This is a genomic window from Pseudomonas sp. PH1b, from assembly GCF_000633395.1.
GTDB lineage: Bacteria > Pseudomonadota > Gammaproteobacteria > Pseudomonadales > Pseudomonadaceae > Aquipseudomonas.
Genome location: NZ_AYMU01000013.1, coordinates 145,366 through 163,369 on the forward strand (window position 1 = coordinate 145,366; position 18,004 = coordinate 163,369).

Genomic DNA, 18,004 nt, shown 5'->3' on the forward strand with positions numbered 1-18,004 from the left:
AGGTTGATGCGCTTGGGCCACGAATCATTCACACATGGGGCATAGAACATGGAGGTAGCGCAGGAGTTCGATTACATCATCGTCGGCAGCGGCTCGGCGGGGTCGGTGCTGGCGGAACGACTCTCTGCCGATGGTCGTAACCGGGTGCTGGTGCTGGAAGCCGGCGGCAGCGACCGGCGCTTCTTCATCAAGATGCCCATAGGTTACGGGCGCACCTTCTATGACGAGCGAGTCAACTGGAAGTATGAAACCGAGCCCGAGTTGGCCATTGATGCGCGACGTAGCTACTGGCCGCGCGGACGGGTGCTCGGAGGCTCGAGCTCGATCAACGCCATGGTCTACTGCCGCGGCTTGCCAGCAGATTTCGACGCCTGGAAAAATATGGGCAATGTCGGTTGGGGCTGGGAGGATGTGCTGCCCTATTTCCAGCGCTCCGAATGCCAGGTCGATGCCCAGGGCAATGCCGGTCCCGGTGGGCCGTTGTACGTTTCCGATGTCACCTCGCAATTGCACCCCTTGAGACGGCACTTCTTTGCCGCCGCCAAGGAAATGGGATTGCCCTACACCCAGGACTTCAATGGGCCTCACCCGGAAGGCGTGGGGGTCTACAGGATCAATACCCGCAAGGGCATGCGCTGTTCCGCCGCCGATGCGTTCCTGCGCCCGGCCATGCAGCGTCCCAACTTGCACCTGGAAACTCGGGCACTGGTGCGTCGTGTGCTGTTCCAGGGGCGCCGGGCCGTTGGGATCGAGTTCGAGAAAGACGCCAGGATCGTTTCGGTCCGGGCCCGCCGTGAAGTCATCCTCAGTGCCGGCGCGGTGAACTCGCCGCAGTTGCTCCAGCTTTCGGGAGTGGGGCCGGCCCAGTTGCTGCGCCAGCATGGGATCGACCTGGTGCTGGACAATGAGGCCGTGGGAGGGCAACTGCAGGATCACCTGGGGATCAACTACTACTACCAGTGCACCGAGCCGACCCTGAACAACCAACTGTACCCCCTGCACGGCAAGCTGCTGGCCGGGCTGCGCTATGTACTGACGCGCAAGGGCCCGTTGAGCGTCAGCGTCAACCAGTCAGGTGGTTTTGTCCGCTCCAGTGCGGGCATGAGCGCGCCGGACACCCAGCTGTATTTCAACCCCGTGACCTATTCCACGGCACCGGAGGGCAAGCGCCCGCTGATGAATCCGGATCCTTTCCCGGGGTTCATCATTTCCTTTCAGCCTTGCCGCCCCTTGAGCCGTGGCCGAATCGATATCTGTTCGGCCGATCCCAAGGTCGCGCCGACCATCCGGCCGAACTACCTGTCGGTGCAGGCCGATGTTGATGCCGTCATCGCCGGTGGCCGCCTGGTCCAGCAGATGATGCGCACTCGAGCCCTGCAAGGCCTGGTCAAGGAAGCCATTGCGCCGGTGCTGGACAGCATGTCGGACGCGCAGATCCTCAGTGATTTTCGCCAGCGCTGCGGCTCGGTGTTTCATCCCGTGGGCACTTGCGGCATGGGCCCCGACCCCGAGCATTCGGTGGTTGACCTGCGCTTGCGGGTGCATGGCTTGGAGGCGCTGCGGGTAGTGGATGCGTCGATCTTCCCGAGCATCACTTCAGGCAATACCAACGCGCCGACCATCATGGTCGCGCAAAAGGCGGCGGACATGATTCTGGCGGACAACGAAAAGGTGAGGCGACATGCGGATCAAACAGCTTGAGACGTTTTGCGACAGGTACGTGGGTTTTGTCCGTGTAACCAGCGAGTGCGGCGCCGTGGGCTGGGGGCAGTTGTCCACCTACAACGCCGATATCACCGCGCAGATCTTCCATCGCCAGGTCGCCCCATGGGCCCTGGGCGCCGACGGGCAGGAGATCGACAGCCTGATGACCACGATCACCGAGCGCGAGCACAAGTTTCCCGGCTCTTATCTGCTGCGCGCCATGGCCGGCCTGGACACCGCCCTGTGGGATCTGCAGGGCAAGTTGCAGCAAAAACCGGTGGTCGAACTGCTCGGGGGGACGCCGGGGAAGCTGCGCTGCTATGCCTCTTCGATGCAGCGTGAGATCACCCCGGATCAGGAAGCCGAGCGCTTTCTACGTCTACAGGACCGGCACGGCTTCGATGCCTTCAAGTTTCGCGTCGGAGCCGAATGCGGTCATGACCGCGATGAGTGGCCGGGGCGTACTGAAAGCATCGTTCCGACCATTCGCAAGGCCCTGGGCGACCAGGTGTCGTTGCTGGTCGACGGCAACTCCGGTTTTTCTCCGGCACGGGCCATCGAAGTGGGGCGGTTGCTCGAACAGCATGGCATCGAGCATTTCGAGGAGCCCTGCCCTTATTGGGAGCTGGAGCAGACCAGGCAAGTGACCGCTGCGCTGGATCTGGATGTTACCGGAGGCGAGCAGGACTGCGACCTTGCCACCTGGCGGCGAATGATCGAGATGCGCGCGGTGGATATCGTGCAACCGGACGTGCTGTACCTGGGAGGCATCGCCCGCTCAATGAAGGTCGCCCGCATGGCCGAGGAGGCTGGCCTGCCCTGCACCCCCCACAGTGCCAACCTGTCGCTGGTGACCTTGTTCACCATGCATTTTCTCAAGGCCCTGCCCAACGCCGGCAAATACCTGGAGCTGTCCATTGAGGGCGCCGACTACTACCCCTGGCAGGAGGGGCTGTTCGTCGAGTCGCCGTATCGCGTTGAAGACGGCTGCGTGACGGTGTCCGATGCCCCCGGCTGGGGTATCGAGATCGCCCCGCAATGGCTGGAAAAATCCACCTACCAACTGAGCGAGGTGTCGAAATGAGCCGGGTGGCAGAGGCATTGATTGGCGAGTATTTCGCCAGCGGCACCCTGGCGCAGTTGCCCAGCCGTCATTTCATCAACGGCCAGTGGTGTTCGCCGGCCTCGGGGCGTCAGCTGGAGACCTTCGATCCGGGTACCGGGCGTGCTTTTGCCGCAGTTGCCGCAGGTGATGCTGAAGATGTCGAACTGGCGGTGGCTGCGGCAGACAAGGCGATGAATGAGACCTGGCGCAAGGTCTTGCCGGTCGAGCGCAGCCGTATACTGCAGCGTGCGGCCGAAGGCATTCGCACCAACGCCGAGCGCCTGGCGATCGTCGAATGCCTGGACAACGGCAAAACCCTGGACGAAGCGCGGGGCGATGTACGCTCGGCCGCGCGGTTGTTCGAGTACTACGCCGGCGCCGCCGACAAGCTGCAGGGCGACAGCATCCCCCTGGGGCCTGACTATGTGTCATTCACTCACCTGGAGCCGGTGGGTGTCACGGCGCATATCATCCCCTGGAACTATCCCTTCTCCACCGCTGCCCGCGGGCTGGCGCCGGCCTTGGCCGCCGGTTGCACGGCGGTGCTCAAACCGGCGGAGCAGACGCCGCTCAGCGCCTTGCTGCTGGCCGAGATCCTCCACCAGGCCGGTTTGCCGGCCGGGGTGTGCAATGTGTTGACTGGCACCGGCGCCGAGGCGGGAGCACCGCTGGTGGCCAACCCCAAGGTGTGCCATGTGACCTTCACCGGCTCGGTGGGTACCGGCAGCCTGGTGATGCAGGCCGCAGCCCGCAACATCACCAGTGTCACCCTGGAGCTGGGGGGCAAGTCGCCAGCAGTGGTGCTTGCCGATTGCGACCTCGAAGCGGCGGTCGAGGATGTGCTCTGGGGGATATTCTCCAATGCCGGGCAGATCTGTTCGGCGGGCTCGCGGCTGATCATCGAGCGCTCGATTCATGGCGAGTTCGTCGAACGCCTGGCCCTCAGGGCGGCGCAACTGACGCTTGGCCATGGCCTGAAAAACCCGCACATCGGCGCGATTACCTCACTGGAGCAACTCAACAAGATCAGCGCTTATGTCGACGAGGCGAAAAAGCGCGGAGTTAACGTTGTGGTGGGTGGCGCTCGCGGCGTTGATCCGCAAAGCGGCGAGGGCTGGTTCTTCCAGCCCACGGTGCTGGACAACCTGGGCCCGATGGACCGGTTGGTGCAGGAAGAAATCTTCGGCCCGGTGCTTGCAGTGCAGGTAGCCGACTCAGTCGAAGAGGCGTTGCTGCTGGCCAATGCCACGCCCTTTGGCCTGGCGGCCGGGATCTACACCCGGGACATCACCAAGGCCCTGCGTCTGGCACGGGACATCGACGCCGGTCAGGTGTACATCAATGAATACTTTGCCGGAGGAGTGGAAACGCCATTCGGCGGTAACAAACTGTCCGGGTTCGGCCGGGAGAAAGGGCTGGAAGGCCTAGGGAGCTACTGCCGGTCGAAGTCCGTCACGGCACGGATCTGAGGCCACAAGGGACGAAAGAGTGGGCAGCCTGACTGCCGGTTTTGCTGCTGTTTGAGACACATCCTAAAAAATACAATTAATAAAGGAGTCAACTCATGAGCGAACTCATCGACGATCTCACCAGGCGCCTGGTTCAGGGGCGCATCGATCGACGCACTTTCATGTTGAGCATGCTGGCAGCCGGTGCCGGAGTGGCCATGGCCAGCGCCATGCCCGGTATCGCCCTGGCCCAGGGCAAGGGCGCGGTGCCCAAGCGCGGCGGCAATTTCAAGCTGGGCATCAGCACGGGCTCGACCACCGACTCTTTCGATCCGGGTACCTACGGTGACAACTACATGCAATCGGTGGGTCACTCGATCCATAACTACCTGACCGAGATCACCAACAGCGGCGAGCTGGTCGGTGAACTGGCGCAGAGCTGGGAGGCCTCTCCCGATGCAAAGGTCTGGAGCTTCAAACTGCGCCAGGGGGTCGAGTTCCACAATGGCAAGACTGTCGAGGCGCAGGATGTGGCGGCCTCCCTCGAGCACCACCGCGGCGTCGACTCGAAATCCGCCGCCAACAGCTTGCTGGAGCCGGTGGCGAGCATTCAGGTCGACGGCAAGGACCGGGTGATCATCACCCTGAAAAGCGGTAACGCCGACTTTCCCTACCTGATGTCCGACTACCACCTGCCGGTGATGCCCGCCAAGGACGGCAAGGCCGATGCGCTGTCGGGCATCGGCTGTGGCGCCTATGTACTGGAGAGCTTCAACCCCGGGGTGAAGACCGTGGTCAAGCGCAACCCCAATTACTGGAAGAGCGATCGGGGCTGGTTCGATTCCGTGGAGTTCCTGGTCATCGGCGATGTGGGCGCACGCACCAATGCCATGATCACCGGTGAAATCCATGCGATGAACCAGTGTGACCTGAAGACCCTGCACCTGCTGCAGCGTAATCCGGCCATCGAGATCGCCTCCATCAATGGTGGCCAGCACTACAGCTTGCCGATGAACACCACGGCCGCGCCCTTTACCGACAACAACGTGCGCATGGCACTCAAGCATGCGATCGATCGCAAGGCGTTGTTGCAGACCATCCTGCGGGGCCATGGCGAAGTCGCCAACGACCATCCGATCAGCTCCGGTTATCGCTATTTTTCCAGCGACATCCCTCAGCGCGAATACGACCCGGAGAAGGCCCGGTTCTACCTCAAGCAAGCCGGACTCAGCAGCCTCAAGGTTGATCTCAGCGCTGCCGATGCGGCGTTTCCCGGCTCGGTCGATACCGCGGTGCTGTTCAAGGAGCATGCCGCCAAGGCCGGCATCGATATCAACGTGGTGCGCGAGCCGAATGATGGCTACTGGAAAAACGTCTGGATGAAAAAGCCCTGGAGCATGGACTACTGGGGAGGCAAGCCCACGGCGGATTGGGCGTTCTCCCTGGTGTACGGCAAGGGGGCGAGCTGGAACGAAACGTTCTGGGACAACGCCCAGTTCAACAGCTTGCTGCTCAGCGCCCGCTCGGAACTGGACGACAGCAAGCGCCGTGAAATGTATGCCCAGATGCAGCGGCTGCTGCGTGACGAGGGCGGGGCGCTGATTCCGCTGTTCGCCAATTACGTCGATGGCATCTCGAAGAACATCGGCCATGAAACACTGGCCAACAACTGGGATCTGGATGGCTTGCGCGCGGCCGAGCGCTGGTGGTTTGCCTGAGGCGTGTCTTTCGCTCCTGAAGTAGGGCCCGGATCATGAACAACATTGCAAAGATTCTCGCCCAGCGTTTCGCACTGGGTTTGCTCAGCCTGTGGGTGGTCTCGGTGATCATCCTGGTGGGGGTTGAATTCCTGCCCGGGGACATCGCCACGGAGATTCTCGGCCAGGCGGCGACCCCCGAATCCGTCGCCGCCTTTCGTCGCAGCCTGGGGCTCGACCTGCCGCTGTACCTGCGCTACGGCCAATGGCTTGGCGCGCTGCTACAGGGCGACTTCGGGCATTCGCTGGCCAACGGTCGCGAGATCGGTGAGCTGCTGGGTGGCCGATTGCTCAATACCCTGTTCCTGGCGCTGGTCTCGGCCTGCATTGCGGTGCCCCTGGCCCTGGGCCTGGGGTTTCTCGCCGCGATCTACCGCAACAGCATTTTCGATCGGTTCATCAACGGCTTCACCCTGACCTGCATCTCGTTTCCCGAGTTCTTCCTGGCTTACCTGCTGATCCTGGTGTTCTCGGTGAAAGCCGGCTGGTTGCCGAGCCTGGCCAATATCGACCCGTCGCAGCCGCTGCTGGAGCAGCTTTATCGAGTGACCCTGCCAGCCCTCACCCTGACCCTGGTAGTGCTGGCGCACATGATGCGCATGACCCGTGCCGCGATCATCAACCTGCTGGCCAGCCCCTATATCGAAATGGCCAACCTCAAGGGCCTGTCGCGATGGCGGATCATCCTGGTACACGCCTTGCCCAATGCGCTGGCGCCGATCATCAACGTGATCGTGCTCAACCTGGCCTACCTGGTGGTGGGCGTGGTGGTGGTCGAGGTGGTGTTTGTCTATCCAGGAATGGGGCAGTTGATGGTGGACTCGGTGAAGAAGCGCGATCTGCCGGTGGTCCAGGCGTGCAGCCTGGTGTTTGCGGCGACCTACATCCTCCTTAATCTGAGTGCCGATGTGCTCAGTGTGGTCACCAACCCCAGGTTGAGGCACCCACGATGAACGAGCAAGGGATGAACCCCGAACAGGTAGAAAACACGGTGGGCCTGGCGCCTGCCACAACCCGTGCTGGTGTGAAGCAAAGGCTGTGGCGTGGGCTGTGCAAGGCGCCCTGGAGTGCCCGATTCGGCCTGCTGGTGATTGTGCTGTATGTCCTGGCCGCGGTGTTCGCCCCGTTGCTGACGCCTTATGGCGAGAATCAGATTGTCGGCGTCGAGTTCGATGCCTGGGGCCGTGAGTTCCTGCTAGGAACCGACAACCTCGGGCGCGACATGCTTACCCGCCTGCTGTACGGCGGCCGCAATACCATCGGCATTGTGGTGCTTGCGACCTGCCTGGCGTTCCTGGTCGGCGGCGTGGCGGGGTTGCTGGCGGCGACACGGGGTGGCTGGGTCGACCAGTTGCTGTCACGGTTGGTGGACGTGCTGATGGCGATCCCGCAACTGATCTTCGCCTTGCTGTTGCTGACGCTCTTTGGCACGGCGATTCCGGTGCTGATCGTGATCATCGCGTTGCTCGACTCCACGCGGGTGTTCCGCTTGACCCGGGCCGTGGCAACCAACATCGCGGTGCTGGATTTTGTCGAGGCCGCCCGGCTGCGTGGCGAGAGCCGCAGCTGGATCATGTTCCGCGAGATCCTGCCGAACATCCTGCCGCCCCTGGTGGCGGAGTTCGGGTTGCGTTTCTGTTTCACCTTTCTCTTCATTTCCGCCTTGAGCTTCCTCGGGCTGGGTATCCAGCCGCCGACGGCGGACTGGGGCTCGATGGTGCGCGACAACGCGACCTTGATTACCTACGGCGACATCACCCCGCTGCTCCCGGCACTGGCCATTGCCGTGCTGACCATCGGGGTGAACTTCGTGGTGGATTGGTTCCTGCACATGACCAGTGGGCTGCGCGATGAACATTGAAAACAACGGCAAAGCGTTCGACCAAACCCTGTTGAAGATCTCCGGGCTGTGCATCGAGGCCAATCGCGGTGACGCCTGGCACTCCATCGTCAAGGGCATCGACCTGGAATTGCACCGCGGTGAAGTCCTGGGATTGATCGGCGAGTCGGGTGCCGGCAAATCCACCCTGGGCCTGGCGGCCATGGGCTACGAGAAACCGGGTTGCCGGATCACTGCGGGCTCGATCCTGTTCGACGGTGTCGACCTGGCCAGGCTCCCGCGCGAACGCAAGCGCCAGCTGTGGGGCTCGCGCATCGCCTATGTGGCGCAGTCGGCGGCGGCCTCATTCAACCCGGCGCATCGCTTGATCGATCAGTATGTGGAAACCGCGGTGCAGCACCGCGTGTTGCCAGAGTGCAAGGCCCAGGGGGATGCCGTGGAGATGTACCGGCGCATGCGCCTGCCCGATCCGGAGCAGATCGGCTTGCGTTATCCGCACCAGGTCTCCGGTGGTCAGTTGCAGCGGGCGATGACCGCCATGGCCATGGCCTGCCGGCCGGACCTGATCATCTTCGACGAGCCCACCACGGCCCTTGATGTGACGACTCAGATCGAGGTACTGGCAGCCATTCGCGATCTGGTGCAGCAATTCGGCACTGCCGCCATCTATGTCACGCACGATTTGGCGGTGGTGGCACAAATGGCCGACCGGATCATGGTGCTGCGTAACGGTGAAACCGTGGAGCAGGCCGACACCCGGACCATGCTGGCGGCGCCACGCGAGCCCTATACCCGGAGCCTGTGGGCAGTGCGTTCGATGCAGCGAGAGACCAAGCCCCGGTCCACCGAGGCAGCGCTGGTCAAGGTCGAGGGCGTGCATGCGATGTACGGCCAGACCCGGGTGCTGGAGGACGTCTCCCTGGAAATACCCAGGGGCGCTACGTTGGCCGTGGTCGGCGAGTCCGGCTCGGGCAAGTCAACCCTGGCCCGGGTGCTGACTGGCCTGCTACCGCCCACCCAGGGCCGGGTGTTGTTCCAGGGCCAGGCATTGCCGGGCGCCTGTCACCAGCGCAGTAAAACCGTATTGCGGCACATGCAGATGGTCTACCAGATGCCGGACACCGCACTCAATCCCCGGCAGCGGGTGCGGGACATCATCGGCAGGCCGCTCGAGCTTTACCTGGGGCTCAAGGGAAGGGCCAGGGAAGAGCGCATCAGTGAGTTGCTGGAACAGATCGAACTGCCGTCGAGCCGCTTCATCGACTGCTTTCCCGGCGAGCTGTCCGGCGGTCAGAAACAGCGTATCTGCATTGCCCGGGCGCTGGCCGCCGAACCCGAGTTCATCATTTGCGACGAGGTGACTTCAGCGCTGGACCAGGTGGTGGCCAAGGGCATCCTGCAATTGCTCGACCGGCTGCAGGAGCAATTGGGTCTTTCCTATCTGTTCATAACCCATGACCTGGCGACGGTGCGCAGCATCGCCGACGAGGTGGTGGTGATGCTGCAGGGCAAGGTTGTCGAGCAAGGCTCCATCCGGGAAGTGTTCACTCCGCCCCATCATGCCTACACCGAACGGTTGCTGGCCTCCGTTCCGGAGATGGACCCGGGCTGGCTGACCCGGCGTCTGGCCCAGGCACCACAGCAGGCATTGATCAATGGTTGAAGCCCGCAACCCTTCAATCCCACAGGCACTGTTTCACCGGAGAGCGTCATGCATAGCAAACCTGTACTGGATGGGCTCGAGGTGAGCCGGATCCTGGCCGCCGCGCGGCGCGAAGCGCAGCACAACGACTGGGCGGTATCCATTGCCGTGGTCGATGACGGGGGCCACCCGCTGGGCCTGGAACGCCTGGATGGCGCCGCGCCGATCAGCGCCTATATCGCCCTTGAAAAGGCACGAACAGCGGCCCTGGGACGACGGGAAAGCAAGGCTTATGAAGACATGGTCAATGGAGGGCGAACAGCCTTTCTGTCAGCGCCGTTGCTGACGTCCCTGGAAGGTGGCGTACCGCTGGTCGTGGCAGGGCAGGTCGTGGGAGCGATCGGTGTATCGGGGGTACAAGCCGGGCAAGATGCCCAAGTGGCCAAGGTCGGCGGTAAACCGCTGAACCAAGCGGCAGGCTAGGACTGCAAGCGGCAAGCAAAGGCGTTGCACCCTTGCTTGCCGCTTGAAGCTTACCGCTTGCCGCTGCTCTTAACCGATGGTCATCAGGCTGGCATTACCGCCGGCTGCTGCAGTGTTGACGCTCAGGGCGCGCTCGATCACCAGGCGCTCCAGGGCAATCGTGGTCTCGCCCTGGGACAGGCCCTGGACGCCTACGATCGCACCGGCGCGCTGGGCCACTTGCTGGCAGACGCTGCGCAGCTGGTCGGAGTCGCCGTGGTGCAGGACGGCGTCGAACACCACCTCGTCCTTGGTCCAGTCGGCCACGCGCTGGATGCGCGCCTGGACTTCCTTGGGCAGACGGGCAAACAGTGCCTTGCCGATCTCGCTCTCTGGCCACACTGCCGAGCCGCCAACCGCCAGGACGGCAGCCAGTTGCGTCAGCAGGTCGCCTTCGATTTCCGCCAGGCACAGCACGTGCTCGCGCGGCAGGATGGCGTAGCTGTTGCGCTCGCCGGTCGGGCCGGCCAGCGGGCGGGTGATGCCGCTCTGGGATTGCTCGGCGAACTGTTTGCACAGGGCTCCCAGCTCCGTCAGCTTGCTGCTCTCGGCCCAGGCTTGCAGGGCGTTCAGCGGCTTGAGCAGCACTTCGCGCAGGCGCAGGTCCGGGGTGGCTGCGGCATCGGCACGGGCGAAGGACTGTTCGATGGCATCCACCGGGCGGGTCGACAGCAGGCGGTACAGGTACAGCGGGCCACCGGCTTTCGGGCCGGTGCCCGACAGGCCTTCGCCGCCGAACGGTTGTACGCCGACCACGGCACCGACGATGTTGCGGTTGACGTAGACGTTGCCGGCATGGACGTTGTCCACCACCTTGGCGATGGTTTCGTCGATGCGGGTGTGCACGCCCAGGGTCAGGCCGTAGCCGGACGCGTTGATCTGGGCGATCAACTGGTCGATTTCCTTGCGCTTGTAGCGCACCACGTGCAGCACCGGGCCGAAGATTTCGCGCTGCAGCTCATCGAAGCTTTCCAGCTCGATCAGGGTTGGCATCACGAAGGTGCCACGCTTGCATTCTTCGCTGTCGGCGATGGCCATCTGGTACACGTTGCGGCCTTTGTCGCGCATGGCCTGGATGTGCTTCTCGATGCCGGCCTTGGCTTCGGCGTCGATCACCGGGCCGATGTCCACCGACAGGCGCTCCGGGTTGCCCAGGCGGTTTTCAGCCATGGCGCCCTTGAGCATTTCGATCACGCGGTCTGCGGAATCTTCCTGCAGGCACAGTACGCGCAGGGCCGAGCAACGCTGGCCGGCACTGTCGAAGGCCGAGGACACCACGTCGATCACCACTTGTTCGGTCAGCGCCGAGGAGTCGACGATCATCGCGTTCTGGCCACCGGTTTCGGCGATCAGCGGGATCGGCCGGCCCTGGTTGTCCAGGCGCCCGGCGATGTTGCGTTGCAGCAGGCGTGCAACTTCGGTGGAGCCGGTGAACATCACGCCCTTGACGCGCTCGTCACCCACCAGGCGGGCACCGACGCTTTCGCCCTGGCCCGGCAGCAGTTGCAGCACGCCTTCGGGAATCCCGGCTTCGAGCAGCAGGCGCACGGCCTGGGCCGCCACCAGTGGGGTCTGTTCGGCCGGCTTGGCCAGTACCGGGTTACCGGCAGCCAGGGCCGCGGCGACCTGGCCACTGAAGATCGCCAGCGGGAAGTTCCACGGGCTGATGCACACTACCGGGCCCAATGGACGGTGGGCGTCGTTGCTGAAGTCGTTGCGCGCCTGCACCGCGTAGTAGCGCAGGAAATCCACGGCTTCACGCACTTCGGCGATGGCGTTGGCGAAGGTCTTGCCGGCCTCGCGGGCCAGCAGGCCCATCAGCGGCTGGATCTCGCCTTCCATCAGGTCGGCGGCGCGCTCGAGGATCGCGGCGCGCTCGGCCGGCGGCGTGGCCTGCCAGATCGGCGCGGCATTCAGGGCGCACTGGATCGCATTGTCGACGTCTTCGACCGTGGCTTCCTGGACGTGGCCCACCACATCGCGATGGTCGGACGGGTTGAGTACCGGCGCCGGGGTTTCGCTGCTGGCGGCGCAACCGAGCATCGGTGCGGCCTTCCAGTGGTTGTGGGCGCTGGCCAGCAGGGCGCAGGACAGGGACGCCAGGCGGTGTTCGTTGGCCATGTCGATGCCGGCCGAGTTGGCGCGTTCGGCGCCATACAGGTCACGCGGCAGGGCAATGCGCGGGTGCGGCAGGCCGAGGCCGCCTTCCAGGGTGGCCATCTGCTCGATCTGCGCGACCGGATCGGCCACCAGTTCCTGGATCGAGATCGACTGGTCGGCAATGCGGTTGACGAACGAGGTGTTGGCGCCGTTTTCCAGCAGCCGGCGTACCAGGTAGGCCAGCAGGGTTTCGTGGGTGCCCACCGGTGCGTAAACGCGGCACGGACGGTTCAGCTTGCCCTCGGCAACCTTGCCCACCACTTGTTCGTACAGCGGTTCGCCCATGCCGTGCAGGCACTGGAACTCGTACTGGCCGGGGTAATAGTTCTGACCGGCAATGTGGTAGATGGCCGACAGGGTGTGGGCGTTGTGGGTAGCGAACTGCGGGTAGATGACTTCCGGCACCGACAGCAGCTTGCGTGCGCAGGCGATGTAGGAAACGTCGGTGTACACCTTGCGGGTATAGACCGGATAGCCTTCCAGGCCCTCGACCTGAGCGCGCTTGATCTCGCTGTCCCAGTAGGCGCCTTTCACCAGGCGGATCATCAGGCGGTGACGGCTGCGGCGGGCCAGGTCGATCACGTAGTCGATCACGTACGGGCAACGCTTCTGGTAGGCCTGGATCACGAAGCCGATGCCGTTCCAGCCGGTCAGTTGCGGTTCGAAGCACAGGCGCTCGAGCAGGTCCAGGGACAGCTCCAGGCGGTCGGCTTCCTCGGCGTCGATGTTCAGGCCGATGTCGTACTGCTTGGCCAGCAGGGTCAGGGACAGCAGGCGCGGGTACAGCTCGTCCATCACGCGCTCGTACTGGGCGCGGCTGTAGCGTGGGTGCAGGGCCGAGAGCTTGATCGAGATGCCCGGGCCTTCATAGATGCCGCGACCGTGGGAGGCCTTGCCGATCGAGTGGATGGCCTGCTCGTAGGAGGCGAGGTATTTCTGCGCATCGTGCTCGGTCAGTGCGGCTTCGCCGAGCATGTCGTAGGAGTAGCGGAAGCCTTTGGCTTCGAACTTGCTGGCGTTGGCCAGGGCTTCGGCGATGGTTTCGCCGGTGACGAACTGCTCGCCCATCAGGCGCATGGCCATGTCCACGCCCTTGCGGATCATCGGCTCGCCGCTCTTGCCGATGATGCGGCTCAGGGAGGAGGTCAGGCCGGCCTCGTTGTGGGTCGACACCAGCTTGCCGGTGAGCAGCAGGCCCCAGGTGGCGGCGTTGACGAACAGCGACGGGCTGTTGCCCAGGTGCGGGTGCCAGTTGCCGGTGCTGATCTTGTCGCGGATCAGCGCGTCACGGGTGCCCTTGTCGGGGATGCGCAGCAGGGCCTCGGCCAGGCACATCAGCGCCACGCCTTCCTGGGACGACAGGGAGAACTCCTGCAGCAGGCCCTGGACGATACCGGCACGGCCGCCGGCGCTCTTCTGGTTGCGCAGTTTCTCGGCGATCGAGGAGGCCAGCTTGTTGGTGGCTTCGGCGGTGTCGGCCGGCAGGCGCGCCTGCTCCAGCAGCATCGGCACCACTTCCGGTTCCGGGCGACGGTAGGCGGCGGTGATCGAGGCGCGCAGCACCGATTGCGGCAGGATGCTTTCAGCGAACTCGAGGAAGCACTGGTGGGCGTGGTCGGTCTGGACCTCGCCGGCTTCCTCGGTGTCCCGGCTGGCGGTAGCGCTCAGCTCGGTCAGGGTTGCACCACCCTCGAGTTTTTCCAGGTAATTGAAAATCGCCTGCTTGATCAGCCAGTGCGGCGTACGATCAATCGAGGCCGCGGCGGCCTTGAGGCGCTCGCGGGTAGGGTCGTCGAGTTTGACCCCGAGGGTGGTGGTAGCCATATTTTTATCCTCATGTTTGCCACGCACGTGTGGCATCAGCTGGCGGCAAGATTATCCGCGCACTGCAATAGGTGCAACCGGGTGCAACCCATTTTTAGCTGGAAAAAGAAGCAGCTTGTCAGGAATAAAATTCCTGCATGGAGTGGCTTGCCTCCTACTGGTGCCTTTGCTTCTGAAAACGCCATTTCTTGCTCCAAAAAGGAGCAAAAGCGTCGTCAACGACCAGTTTTTGGACAAGGTGCAACTGATTCGACGCAAATTGGTTGCACCTTGTTCGTCTTGTTGCATAGGATTCGCGGCCAAGGTGCAACCGTCCTACAAGACTGGTTCATCGGCTGATGGCTTTCCTGGGGAAACATCAGTCATAAATGCGCGGCCCGCCTGATCGTTTCCCAAGTGTCATCGTTTGGCGGCGGGTGGCAGTGGCCGCCGCACCATAAAAACAAAGCCAGGGCGTAACTCAATGAGTGCAAGCAATCCAACCCTGATCACCTTCGTGATCTACATCGCGGCAATGGTGCTGATCGGCTTCATGGCCTATCGCTCCACCAACAACCTTTCCGACTACATCCTTGGCGGCCGCAGCCTGGGCAGCGTGGTGACCGCGCTTTCCGCCGGTGCTTCCGACATGAGTGGCTGGCTGCTGATGGGCCTGCCGGGCGCCATCTACATGTCCGGCCTGTCCGAGAGCTGGATCGCCATCGGCCTGATCGTCGGTGCCTACCTGAACTGGCTGTTCGTTGCCGGTCGCCTGCGGGTGCAGACCGAGCACAACGGTGATGCACTGACCCTGCCGGACTACTTCTCCAGCCGTTTTGAAGACAAGAGCGGCCTGCTGCGGATCATCTCCGCGGTGGTGATCCTGGTGTTCTTCACCATCTACTGCGCCTCCGGCATCGTCGCCGGTGCCCGCCTGTTCGAAAGCACCTTCGGCATGTCCTACGAGACCGCGCTGTGGGCCGGTGCGGCGGCAACCATTGCCTACACCTTCGTCGGTGGTTTCCTGGCAGTGAGCTGGACCGATACCGTTCAGGCCACGCTGATGATTTTCGCCCTGATCCTGACGCCGATCATCGTCCTGCTGGCCACCGGTGGCGTCGACACCACCTTCCTGGCGATCGAAGCCCAGGACCCGAGCAACTTCAACATGCTCAAGAACACCACCTTCATCGGCGTGATCTCGCTGCTGGGCTGGGGCCTGGGCTACTTCGGCCAGCCGCACATCCTGGCGCGCTTCATGGCCGCCGATTCGGTGAAATCGATTGCCAATGCCCGGCGCATCTCCATGACCTGGATGATCCTGTGCCTGGGCGGCACCGTGGCCGTGGGCTTCTTCGGCATCGCCTACTTCTCGGCGCACCCTGAAGTGGCCGGTCCCGTGACCGAGAACCATGAGCGGGTGTTCATCGAGCTGGCCAAGCTGCTGTTCAACCCATGGATCGCCGGTGTGCTGCTGTCGGCCATCCTGGCCGCCGTCATGAGCACCCTGAGCTGCCAGCTGCTGGTGTGCTCCAGTGCCCTGACCGAGGACTTCTACAAGGCCTTCCTGCGCAAGCACGCCTCCCAGCTGGAACTGGTGTGGGTCGGTCGCGCCATGGTGCTGGTGGTGGCCCTGATCGCCATCGCCATGGCTGCCAACCCCGAGAACCGCGTACTGGGCCTGGTGAGCTACGCCTGGGCCGGCTTCGGCGCAGCCTTCGGTCCGGTGGTGCTGATTTCGGTGATGTGGAAAGGCATGACCCGCGACGGCGCGCTGGCCGGGATCATCGTCGGTGCCGTCACCGTGATCCTGTGGAAGCACTTCGCCCTGTTGGGTCTGTACGAAATCATCCCGGGCTTCATCTTCGCCAGCCTGGCGATTGTGCTGGTGAGCAAGATGGGGGCTCCGAGCGCCGGCATGGTCCAGCGTTTCGAAGCTGCCGAGAAGGATTTCAAGCTCAATCAGTGAGTGTTGAACCCCGGCCCTGATTCCCCAGGGCAATGAAAACGGCCCGCTGCGTCATCGCAGCGGGCCGTTTTTTTATGCCTGACGGGCCGGGAGCGGGGTCTTGGCTCAGTGCAGCTCGGCGTCGGGCTGGTTGAGGAAGATCAGCACCCCGAGGATCGCCATGTAGAACTTGAACGCAGCGTCCTGGCCGTTCCAGGTCGGTGACTGCCACATCATGAACCACTCGCCGCCGACCACCATGAAGCCGAAGAACCAGACGCAGAAGCCCAGGCAGAAACCGGCGATGGCCCAGCGTTTGGAGCGGTTGAAGTCGCTGGCCACGCCGTGGCGCGCCCGCCACAGGCCTACGGCGCCGAAGGTCAGGAGCAGCCCGGTCAGGGCTTCACCGGCGATGATCAGCCAGTATCCGGCGTTCCACAGCAGCGGCAGGGTCACGGCCCGGTCGGTGGCGCTGTTGCCGGCGAATACGCTGTCCATGCTCAGCACGTGCTGGACGAAGGCGAAGTTGGAGCCGTAGTCGCTGATGTTGTTGTAGGCCACCAGCAAGGCGAAGGCGGCAACGGCCAGGGTCATGATGATCTTTACGTAACGCACAGTCATGTTGGAGTCCTTTGCGGGTGAGAAATGATCCTGCGGGCTGAGGGCTGGGTAAGGCATTGCTGCCAACGCGGGTTCGGCGAGCCCCGGCGCGATGGCCGGGGCAGGGTGGCAAGGGGCCTGCCGGTGCCGGCTGGCGGGCCCGCTCCGATCAGGCCTGCTTCAACGCCTGGTCGAGGTCTTCGAGCAAGTCTTCGATGGCTTCGATGCCCACCGAGAGACGGATCATTTCCGGCTTGACCCCGGCCTTGGCCTGTTCTTCTTCGTTCATCTGCCGGTGGGTGGTGGAAGCCGGATGGCAGGCCAGGGACTTGGCGTCGCCGATGTTCACCAGGCGCTTGAAGATCTGCAGCGCATCGTAGAAGCGCACGCCCGCGGCGTAACCGCCCTTGAGGCCGAAGGAGAGGATTGCCGAGGGCTTGCCCTGCATGTACTTGCGCGCCAGTTCGTGGTGCGGGTGGTTCGCCAGGCCGGCGTAGCTGACCCAGGCCACCAGTGGGTGGTTCTCGAGGAACTGCGCCACCTTGAGGGCGTTGTCGGTGTGGCGCTCCATGCGCAGGGCCAGGGTTTCCAGGCCTTGCAGCAGGAGGAAGGCGTTCATCGGTGCCAGCGCCGCGCCGGTGTTGCGCAGGGGCACGGTGCGGGCCCGGGCGATGAAGGCCGCGGGGCCGAATTTCTCGGTGTAGACCACGCCGTGGTAGGCCGGCTCCGGGGTGTTGAGGCTGGCGAACTTCTGCGGGTGGTCGGTCCAGGGGAAGTTGCCGCTGTCGACGATCACCCCGCCCAGGGAGTTGCCGTGGCCACCGACGTACTTGGTCACCGAGTGCACGACGATGTCGGCGCCGAACTGGATCGGCTTGCACAGGATCGGCGTGGCCACGGTGTTGTCCACCATCAGCGGCACGCCGCGGGCGTGAGCGGCCTGGGCCAGGCCTTCGATATCGACGATGTTGCCGGCCGGGTTGCCGATGCTTTCGCAGTACACCAGCTTGGTCTGGTCGTCGATCAGCTCGGCGATGGCCTCGGGGGAATCGTCCCGGGCAAAGCGTACTTCGACGCCGAAGCTCGGCAGCAGGTGGGCGAACAGGGTGTAGGTGCCGCCGTACAGCTGCGGAGTGGAGACGATATTGTCGCCGGCCTGGGTCAGGGTCTGGATCGCGTAGTGGATGGCAGCGCTGCCGGCCGCCACTGCCAGCCCGGCGATCCCGCCTTCCAGGGCGGCCATGCGCTGTTCCAGCACATCGTTGGTGGGGTTCATGATGCGGGTGTAGATGTTGCCGGGCACATCGAGGTTGAACAGGTCGGCCCCGTGCTGGGCGTTGTCGAACTCGAAGGCGACGTTCTGGTAGATGGGCACGGCCACGGCCTTGGTGGTCGGGTCCGACTTGAATCCATGGTGCAGCGCAATCGTTGCGTCTTTCATAGTTCCTCGACTTAGGGTCCGTTACCGCTTGGTG

13 protein-coding genes are annotated in these 18,004 nt (G+C 63.6%); 10 read left to right on the forward strand and 3 right to left on the reverse strand.

Translation table 11 applies throughout. From position 1 onward, the window contains the following. Window positions 1-48: 48 nt before the first annotated feature. From U873_RS0122310 to U873_RS0122345, 8 genes are all read left to right on the forward strand, one after another. The gene (locus U873_RS0122310) at window positions 49-1,701 is read left to right on the forward strand and encodes a GMC family oxidoreductase (RefSeq protein WP_025130346.1); all 1,653 of its coding nucleotides are present in this window, start codon (window positions 49-51) and stop codon (window positions 1,699-1,701) included. Then, window positions 1,682-2,788 (forward strand): mandelate racemase/muconate lactonizing enzyme family protein, encoded by a 1,107-nt coding sequence (locus U873_RS0122315; RefSeq protein WP_025130347.1) that lies wholly within the window; start codon window positions 1,682-1,684, stop codon window positions 2,786-2,788. Before U873_RS0122310 ends, U873_RS0122315 begins: the two co-directional genes overlap by 20 nt. After that, the gene (locus U873_RS0122320; RefSeq protein WP_025130348.1) at window positions 2,785-4,278 is read left to right on the forward strand and encodes an aldehyde dehydrogenase family protein; all 1,494 of its coding nucleotides are present in this window, start codon (window positions 2,785-2,787) and stop codon (window positions 4,276-4,278) included. Before U873_RS0122315 ends, U873_RS0122320 begins: the two co-directional genes overlap by 4 nt. 95 nt (window positions 4,279-4,373) lie before the next feature. Continuing rightward, a complete protein-coding gene (locus U873_RS0122325) occupies window positions 4,374-5,975 on the forward strand; it encodes an ABC transporter substrate-binding protein (RefSeq protein WP_025130349.1) in 1,602 nt (533 codons plus the stop codon). Between the two features lie 35 nt (window positions 5,976-6,010). Continuing rightward, complete coding sequence (locus U873_RS0122330; RefSeq protein ID WP_025130350.1) at window positions 6,011-6,967, forward strand: ABC transporter permease; 957 nt, start codon at window positions 6,011-6,013, stop codon at window positions 6,965-6,967. Window positions 6,968-6,978: 11 nt separating this feature from the next. Beyond that, window positions 6,979-7,875, forward strand: coding sequence for an ABC transporter permease (locus U873_RS0122335; protein ID WP_081818700.1), 897 nt, complete (start codon window positions 6,979-6,981; stop codon window positions 7,873-7,875). Then, window positions 7,865-9,517, forward strand: coding sequence for an ABC transporter ATP-binding protein (locus tag U873_RS0122340; RefSeq protein ID WP_025130352.1), 1,653 nt, complete (start codon window positions 7,865-7,867; stop codon window positions 9,515-9,517). Before U873_RS0122335 ends, U873_RS0122340 begins: the two co-directional genes overlap by 11 nt. Window positions 9,518-9,565: 48 nt before the next feature. Beyond that, window positions 9,566-9,979, forward strand: coding sequence for a heme-binding protein (locus U873_RS0122345; RefSeq protein WP_025130353.1), 414 nt, complete (start codon window positions 9,566-9,568; stop codon window positions 9,977-9,979). Window positions 9,980-10,048: 69 nt separating this feature from the next. On the opposite strand, the gene putA is transcribed toward U873_RS0122345, so the two are convergent. After that, window positions 10,049-14,002, reverse strand: coding sequence for a trifunctional transcriptional regulator/proline dehydrogenase/L-glutamate gamma-semialdehyde dehydrogenase (putA, locus tag U873_RS0122350; protein ID WP_025130354.1), 3,954 nt, complete (start codon window positions 14,000-14,002; stop codon window positions 10,049-10,051). Between the two features lie 81 nt (window positions 14,003-14,083). On the opposite strand from putA, the gene U873_RS36760 reads away from it, so the two are divergent. Beyond that, window positions 14,084-14,341 (forward strand): hypothetical protein, encoded by a 258-nt coding sequence (locus U873_RS36760; RefSeq protein ID WP_157838117.1) that lies wholly within the window; start codon window positions 14,084-14,086, stop codon window positions 14,339-14,341. Between the two features lie 124 nt (window positions 14,342-14,465). Then, complete coding sequence (putP, locus tag U873_RS0122355; protein WP_025130355.1) at window positions 14,466-15,950, forward strand: sodium/proline symporter PutP; 1,485 nt, start codon at window positions 14,466-14,468, stop codon at window positions 15,948-15,950. A gap of 105 nt (window positions 15,951-16,055) precedes the next feature. Here the strand turns inward: putP and U873_RS0122360 are convergent, their stop codons facing one another. Together U873_RS0122360 and U873_RS0122365 are read right to left on the reverse strand one after the other, a co-directional pair. Beyond that, window positions 16,056-16,550, reverse strand: coding sequence for a DUF2165 family protein (locus tag U873_RS0122360; protein ID WP_025130356.1), 495 nt, complete (start codon window positions 16,548-16,550; stop codon window positions 16,056-16,058). A 148-nt stretch (window positions 16,551-16,698) separates the two neighbouring features. After that, the gene (locus tag U873_RS0122365; RefSeq protein ID WP_025130357.1) at window positions 16,699-17,970 is read right to left on the reverse strand and encodes an O-acetylhomoserine aminocarboxypropyltransferase/cysteine synthase family protein; all 1,272 of its coding nucleotides are present in this window, start codon (window positions 17,968-17,970) and stop codon (window positions 16,699-16,701) included. Window positions 17,971-18,004 lie beyond the last annotated feature (34 nt).